Genomic DNA, 7273 nt, shown 5'->3' with positions numbered 1-7273 from the left:
GCCCGGTTACATTCCGAACCCGGAAGCTAAGCCTTTCAGCGCCGATGGTACTGCAGGGGGGACCCTGTGGGAGAGTAGGACGCCGCCGAACAATCTTTCAAAGGACCCTTGGTCCAGCGTTCAACGCTGGACCAAGGGTCCTTTTTGTTTTGCCTCGATTTACGCCGAAGCGCGGCCATGGGTTGGTTGCGCGAGAATGACTAGCGGTACCCCGAAGACAGGAGTCACACCCATGTCCAACTCTCCCGACGATCGTCCGGAGCGCGAGCCTCGGCGCAACGACGGCGGTGACAGGGGCGGCTACCGCGGGGGCCGTGACGACCGTGGCGGCGACCGCCCCGCGTTCCGCCGCGACGACCGTGGCGGCCGCCCGGCCGGCGGCGGCGCTGCCGGTGGCGGCTTCCGTCGCGATGACCGTGGCGGACGTCCCGCCGGCGGTGGCGGCGGCTTCCGCCGTGACGACCGCGGCGGCGACCGCCCGTCGTACCCGCGTCGCGACGACGACCGTGGTGGGTTCCGCGGTGGTCGTGACGACCGCGGCGGCGACCGTCCCTCCTACCCGCGTCGTGACGACCGGGGCGGCGACCGCCCGTCGTACCCGCGTCGCGACGACGACCGCGGTGGGTTCCGCGGTGGTCGTGACGACCGCGGCGGCGACCGCCCCTCCTACCCGCGTCGTGACGACCGCGGCGGCGACCGTCCCCCGTTCCGCCGTGACGACCGTGGTGACCGTCCCTCGGGCGGTGGCGGCGGCTTCCGCCGTGACGACCGCGGCGGCGACCGCCCGTCCTTCCCGCGTCGCGAGGACCGGGGTGGCGACCGTCCCCCGTTCCGCCGTGACGACCGTGGTGACCGTCCCTCCGGTGGTGGTGGCGGCTTCCGCCGTGACGACCGCGGCGGCGACCGTCCGTCGTACCCGCGTCGCGACGACCGGGGTGGCGACCGTCCGTCCTTCCCGCGTCGTGACGACCGGAGCGGCGACCGTCCCCCGTTCCGCCGTGACGACCGTGGCGAGCGTCCCTCCGGTGGTGGCGGCTTCCGCCGTGACGACCGCGGCGGCGACCGCCCGTCGTACCCGCGTCGCGACGACCGGGGTGGGGACCGTCCGGCGTTCCGTCGTGACGACCGTGGTGAGCGTCCCTCGTACCCGCGTCGCGATGACGACCGTGGTGGGTTCCGTGGTGGTCGTGACGACCGCGGCGGCGACCGCCCGTCCTTCCCGCGTCGCGACGACCGGGGTGGCGACCGTCCCCCGTTCCGCCGCGATGACCGTGGTGAGCGTCCGTCCTACCCGCGTCGCGATGACGAGCGCGGTGGGTTCCGTGGTGGGCGTGACGACCGGGGCGGCGACCGTCCCTCCTTCCCGCGTCGCGACGACCGGGGCGGCGACCGTCCCCCGTTCCGCCGCGATGACCGTGGCGAGCGCCCGAGCTACCCGCGCCGTGACGACGACCGCGGTGGGCGTCCCTCCTACCCGCGTCGGGACGACGACCGCGGTGGGTTCCGCGGTGGCCGTGACGACCGCGGCGGCGACCGCCCCTCCTACCCGCGTCGCGACGACCGGGGCGGCGACCGCCCGTCCTACCCCCGTCGTGACGACCGTGGCGGCGACCGCGGTGGGTTCCGTGGTGGCCGTGACGATCGCGGTGGCGACCGCGGCGGCTACCGGGGTCGCGATGACCGCGGCGGCGACCGCGACTACCGCGGCGACCGCGACCGGGACCCGGTCAAGCGGCTCCCGATCGACGAGGACGTCACCGGCCTCGAGATCGACGCGGACGTGCGTCAGGAGCTGCTGAGCCTGCCCAAGGGCCTGGCCGAGGAAGTCTCCAAGAACCTGGTCATGGTCGCGCGGCTGATCGACGAGGACCCCGAGCAGGCGTACGCGTACTCGCGCATCGCCCTGCGACTGGCCTCCCGCGTCGCCGCCGTCCGCGAGGCCGCCGGCTTCGCCGCGTACGCCACGCAGAAGTACAGCGAGGCGCTCGCGGAGTTCCGCGCCGCCAAGCGGATGACCGGTTCCGTCGAACTGTGGCCCGTCATGGCCGACTGCGAGCGCGGCCTTGGCCGCCCGGAGCGGGCGCTGGCCATGGCCGGCGAGCCCGAGGTGCAGAAGCTCGACAAGGCCGGTCAGGTCGAGATGCGGCTCGTGGCCGCCGGTGCCCGCCGGGACCAGGGGCAGCTCGACGCCGCCATCGTGACCCTGCAGAGCCCGGAGCTGGCCTCCCACTCCGTCCAGCCCTGGACCGCGCGCCTCCGGTACGCCTACGCCGACGCCCTGCTGGCGGCCGGTCGTGAGGACGAGGCCCGGGAGTGGTTCGCCAAGACCCTCGAGGCGGACAAGGAAGGGGCCACCGACGCCTCCGACCGCCTCGCCGAGCTGGACGGTGTCGAGTTCGTCGACGCCTCCGTGGACCTCGCCGATGACCTGGTCGAGGAAGACGAGGCCGACGAGATCGACGAGGACGAGGACGAGGACGACCAGGACCCGGCCGAGGTCGCCCGGGCCGAGCGTGCCTCCGACGTCGCCGAGTACTACGACGAGGACGACGAGGAGTACGAGCCGCAGGAGCAGTCCGAGGCCGACTTCGACGTCACCGACGAGATCGTCCTGGTCGAGGACGACGAGCGGGACGCCGGCCCCGACAAGGGCTGAGGCGTGACATGACGAAGGGCGGTACCCGGCCGGGTACCGCCCTTCGTCATGTCCGGGGTGCGTCAGTCCAGCCCGCGCAGCACCAGGCCGGTGGCCGGCTTCGGGCCGAACGAGGTGGACTTCCGGGGCATGGTCACGCCCTGGCGGGCCAGGTCGCGCACCACTTCCTCCCGTACGGGGTGCAGCAGGACCGCGGTGCCCCCGTGGCGCTCGGCCAGCTCCATGGTGGCCGCGGCGTCGTGGATGTACGTGATCTGGTCCGGGGTGTCCGGGATGTTCCACAGGGCGTCGAGCAGGGTCGCGTGCAGGACCGTCGCGTCCAGCCGCCGCCAGGCCTCGGGGCGGTCGCGGCGGACCGTGCGGTCGAGGAGGTGCAGGTCGGGGTCGGTGACCAGGTGGAACGTGCCGTCGCCGGTGAGGAGGAAGGCGTTGCCGCGTTCCGCGGCGTCCGCGAGGACCTCCAGGGCCAGCGGCAGCGGCCCCTCGACCGGACGGACCCGGAAGTGGCCCTGCAGCGCGGCAACGGCGTCCCGGACCGGGAGGCGGCGCAGCATCCGGTGGATCGCGCGGACCTGGAGCGGGTAGCGGACCGTGTCCACGAGGAGGACCAGACCGAAGTCCCACGGCGTCGGGGACCCGTGTTCCTCCTGCAGGCGCAGGTACGTCGCCCAGCGGTGGTGGCCGTCGGCGATGAGGGCCTGGCGGTGGCTGAGGTCGTCGGTGACCGCGGCCAGCTCGGCCGGGTCCGTTATGGCCCACAGGCGGTGCTGGAAGCCGTCCTCGGTCGTCGTCGACAGGAGGGGCGCGCGCCGCACGGTCCGCTCCACGACCGACGCGGCGCCCGCACCGGCGTCCCCGCCCTGGTAGGTGAGGAGGAGGGGCTCGAGATTGGCCGACGTGGCCCGCATCAGGCCGGCCCGGTCGGTGACCACGTCGGGCATGACGTCCTCATGGGGCAGCACGATGCCGGCGTCCGCGGCGGACAGGGCGAGGGCCCCGATGATGCCCCGCTGCAACAGGCCGGTGCGGCTCTGTTCGTACACGTAGAGCGCGGGCTCCGGATCGGCGCTGAGGATGCCCTCGGCCAGCCAGTCGTGCAGGGTGCGCGCGGCCTGCTCGTTGCGTGCGGCAGGGGTGCCGGCCTGCGGAAGGATCAAGCGGACGATGTTGTGCGGGTCGGCGGATTCGAGGTGGTCGACTCCGTCGGGGCGCACGACCACGTCGTACGGCGGTGAAGTGACGGCGGCGAGACTGCCGACACGCTCCGGGACATAGCGCAGGCCGTGGAACGGGATCAGGCGCAGCCCTCGGTCCGCGGTACCAGATGTGGTCATTGGTGCATGGTAAGACCCGTCTCGGGATGCGGGATGATCGGGGGAGTGCGGATCCGGACAAGATCGGTCGTGGGAAATCGTATGAGGAGCGGACAGATGACCCGGCAGAGCAGGACCAGCCCCGCGTCGAGCGAGCAGAGCCTCCACCGGGCCTATGACACGGCTCTGCTGGACCTCGACGGAGTGGTCTACGCGGGCGGGGAGGCCATCGCGTACGCGGTGGAGTCCCTCGCCGAGGCCCGGGCCGACGGGATGCACCTCGCGTACGTCACCAACAACGCGCTGCGGACTCCGGACGCCGTCGCCGAGCACCTGGGAGAGCTGGGCATCCCCACCGAGCCGGCCGAGGTGATCACCTCGGCGCAGGCGGTGGCCCGGTTGATCGCGGAGCAGGTGGCGCCCGGCTCGAAGGTACTGGTGATCGGCGGGGAGGGGCTGCGGGTCGCGCTGCGCGAGCGGGGGCTGGTGCCGGTGGAGTCGGCCGACGAGGAGGGGCTCGCGGCGGTCGTGCAGGGGTACGGCGGCCCGGACCTGGCCTGGGGGCGGTTCGCTGAGGCCTCGTACGCGATCAACCGCGGGGTGCCGTGGTACGCGTCCAACACCGACCTGACGATTCCGGGGGCGCGGGGCATCGCGCCGGGCAACGGGGCCGCGGTGGAGGTCGTACGGATCGCGACGGGCGCCGAGCCGCAGGTGGCGGGCAAGCCGCTGCCTCCGATGCACCGGGAGACGGTCCTGCGCACCGGGGCGAAGCGGCCGCTGGTGGTCGGAGACCGGCTCGACACCGACATCGAGGGCGCCTTCAACGGTGACGTGGACTCGCTGCTGGTGCTGACCGGGGTGACGGACGCGGAGCAGTTGCTGCGGGCCGAGCCCAGGCACCGGCCGACGTACGTGGACCGGGACCTGCGGGGGCTGCTGACCGGGCAGCCGGAGGTCGCGGCGGACGCTGCGGGCTTCCGCTGCGGAGGGTGGACCGCGGTCGCGCGGGACGGCGTACTGGAGCTGCGCGGCGAGGACGGGGACCCGGTCGACGGGCTGCGGGCGCTGTGCGCGGCGGCCTGGACGGCGGCGGGGGACGGGGTCTGCACGCTGGATGCCGGGAAGGCCCTGGCCCGGCTGGGCTGGTAGACCGCTCCGGTGATCGGCAATGGCGCAGGGTAGGCTAACCTAACCTCCGTGTTGGTCGAGAGTCCCGGAAGTCCCCCCGAACAGAGCGCGGCGCCCGTCGCCGCTGCCCGTTCACGCCACGCCGTGCGCGCCGCCGGTCTGCTGGGCGCCCTGGCGGTGCTGGCGCTGATCGCGGTGGTGAGCATCGCCGTCGGCGCGAAGCAGATGCCCCTCGACGAGGTCTGGCACGGCCTGTTCGACTACGCGGGGACCCCCTCCGACGTGGTGGTCCGGGACCTGCGGGTGCCGCGCACCCTGCTCGGGCTGATGGTCGGCCTCGGCCTCGGACTGTCCGGGGCCGTCATGCAGTCCCTGACGCGCAATCCGCTGGCGGAGCCCGGCATCCTCGGCGTCAACGCCGGGGCGGCGGCCGCCGTGGTCTCCGCGATCAGCTTCCTCGGCGCGAGCTCCCTGAGCGAGTTCGTGTGGTGGGCCTTCCTCGGCGCCGCCGCGGTCTCCGTCGTCGTCTACGTACTCGGCGGCAGCCGCAGCGCCACACCGGTACGCCTCGCGCTCGCGGGTACGGCGGCCAGCGCGGCCCTGGTCGGCTACATCAACGCCGTGCAGCTGATGGACAGCAAGGCCCTGGACAAACTGCGCTTCTGGACGGTCGGGTCGCTGGCCTCGGCCAACATGGACACCGTCCGCCAGGTCGCCCCCTTCCTGCTGGTCGGCGCGGTGCTCGCGCTGTCGCTGGGCCGGCCGCTCAACGCGATGGCCATGGGCGACGACACCGCCCGGGCGCTCGGCGCGCACCTGACGCGGACCCGGATCGGCGCGATGCTCGCCATCACCCTGCTCTGCGGTGCGGCCACCGCCGCCTGCGGGCCCATCGTCTTCATCGGGCTGATGATCCCGCACCTGGTGCGGTCGTTCACCGGACCCGACATGCGCTGGGTGCTCGCGTACTCGGCCGTCCTGTCCCCCGTCCTGCTGCTCGGCGCCGACGTCATCGGCCGGGTCGTGACCCGGCCCGCCGAGCTGCAGGTCGGCATCGTCACCGCACTCATCGGCGGCCCCGTCTTCATCTACCTGGTTCGGCGCAAGAGGATGGCCCAGCTGTGACCGCGACCGCCCGAGCCCGTCGGCTGCGCCTCCCCGGCGGGATCTCGCTGCGCGTCGAGCGGCGGGCCCTGGCCACCGGCGTGCTGCTCGTCGCCGCCGCGCTCGCGCTGGCCGTCCTGCTCATCGGCACCGGCGACTTCCCGATCGCGCCCGGGGACGTCGTGCAGACCCTGCTGGGCAACGGCACGCCCGCCAACGACTTCATCGTCAACGACCTGCGGCTGCCGCGGGTCCTGGTCGCCCTGCTGGTGGGCGCGGCCCTCGGGATGGCCGGGGCCGTCTTCCAGTCCGTCTCCCGCAACCCGCTCGGCTCGCCCGACCTGCTCGGCTTCGGGTACGGCTCGGCGGTGGGCGCACTCGTCGTGATCATCCTGTTCAAGGGCGGCGCCACCGAGGTGGCCGCCGGCGCACTGATCGGCGGGCTGCTGGCCGGCCTGGCCGTGTACCTGCTGGCCTACAAGCAGGGGATCCACGGATACCGGCTGGTGCTCGTCGGCATCGGCGCCTCCGCCATGCTGATCGCCGCGATCCAGTACCTGATCACGAAGGCCCAGATGATCGAGGCCACCCGGGCGATGGTCTGGCTGACCGGCTCGCTGGCCGGCCGGGACTGGGCGCAGGTGTGGCCGCTGCTCGCGGTCTGCGCGGTGCTCTTCCCGCTGGTCCTCGGGCAGGGCCGGGCGCTGCGGATGATGGAGATGGGCGACGACGCCGCGTACGCCCTCGGGGTACGGGTGGAACGCACGCGGCTGCTGCTGATGCTCGCGGCGATCCTGCTGACCACGGCGGCGAGCGCCGCGGCCGGGCCGATCTCCTTCGTCGCGCTGGCCGCACCGCAGCTGGCGCGGCGGCTCACCCGTTCGCCCGGCGGGAACCTGCTGACCTCGGCGCTCATGGGCTCGGTGCTGCTGCTGGTGTCCGACTTGGCCTCGCAGCGGGCCTTCGGCTCCGACCAGCTGCCGGTGGGCGTGGTGACCGGGCTCGTCGGCGGTGTCTATCTGCTCTGGCTGCTCGTCACCGAGCGCAAGGCGGGACGTATATGAACCTC

Annotated in this window: 5 protein-coding genes, 1 rRNA gene and 1 pseudogene; 6 read left to right on the top strand and 1 reads right to left on the bottom strand. The window is 73.4% G+C overall.

Annotation, left to right across the window (positions count from 1 at the left end; translation table 11 throughout):
- The 3 genes and pseudogenes from rrf to ACZ6I1_RS22770 form a co-directional block, all read left to right on the top strand.
- Window positions 1-91 (top strand): 5S ribosomal RNA (rrf, locus tag ACZ6I1_RS22780); the annotation flags it as partial.
- 252 nt (window positions 92-343) lie between these two features.
- Window positions 344-1776: pseudogene (locus tag ACZ6I1_RS22775) on the top strand (hypothetical protein); the annotation flags it as partial.
- A gap of 4 nt (window positions 1777-1780) precedes the next feature.
- Window positions 1781-2656: a tetratricopeptide repeat protein gene (locus ACZ6I1_RS22770; protein WP_469289910.1), complete on the top strand. Its 876-nt coding sequence runs from the start codon at window positions 1781-1783 to the stop codon at window positions 2654-2656.
- 62 nt (window positions 2657-2718) lie between these two features.
- Here the strand turns inward: ACZ6I1_RS22770 and ACZ6I1_RS22765 are convergent, their stop codons facing one another.
- Window positions 2719-3990, bottom strand: coding sequence for a DUF1015 family protein (locus ACZ6I1_RS22765; RefSeq protein ID WP_469289886.1), 1272 nt, complete (start codon window positions 3988-3990; stop codon window positions 2719-2721).
- 96 nt (window positions 3991-4086) lie between these two features.
- Here ACZ6I1_RS22765 and ACZ6I1_RS22760 point away from each other — a divergent pair, with 96 nt between their 5' ends.
- Genes ACZ6I1_RS22760 through ACZ6I1_RS22750 form a run of 3 tightly spaced genes read left to right on the top strand, consistent with a single transcriptional unit; the run spans window position 4087 to window position 7268 of the window.
- Window positions 4087-5121, top strand: a complete 1035-nt coding sequence (locus ACZ6I1_RS22760; protein WP_469289884.1) for an HAD-IIA family hydrolase — start codon at window positions 4087-4089, stop codon at window positions 5119-5121.
- 48 nt (window positions 5122-5169) lie between these two features.
- Window positions 5170-6225: a FecCD family ABC transporter permease gene (locus tag ACZ6I1_RS22755; RefSeq protein WP_469289882.1), complete on the top strand. Its 1056-nt coding sequence runs from the start codon at window positions 5170-5172 to the stop codon at window positions 6223-6225.
- The gene (locus ACZ6I1_RS22750) at window positions 6222-7268 is read left to right on the top strand and encodes a FecCD family ABC transporter permease (protein WP_469289880.1); all 1047 of its coding nucleotides are present in this window, start codon (window positions 6222-6224) and stop codon (window positions 7266-7268) included. The genes ACZ6I1_RS22755 and ACZ6I1_RS22750 overlap by 4 nt, the downstream gene beginning before the upstream one ends.
- Window positions 7269-7273: the final 5 nt, after the last annotated feature.

It is taken from the genome of Streptomyces sp. NPDC046303 (assembly GCF_055588085.1).
Note: the sequence above shows the minus strand (reverse complement) of the source record. Positions and strands in the feature narration are given on the sequence as shown.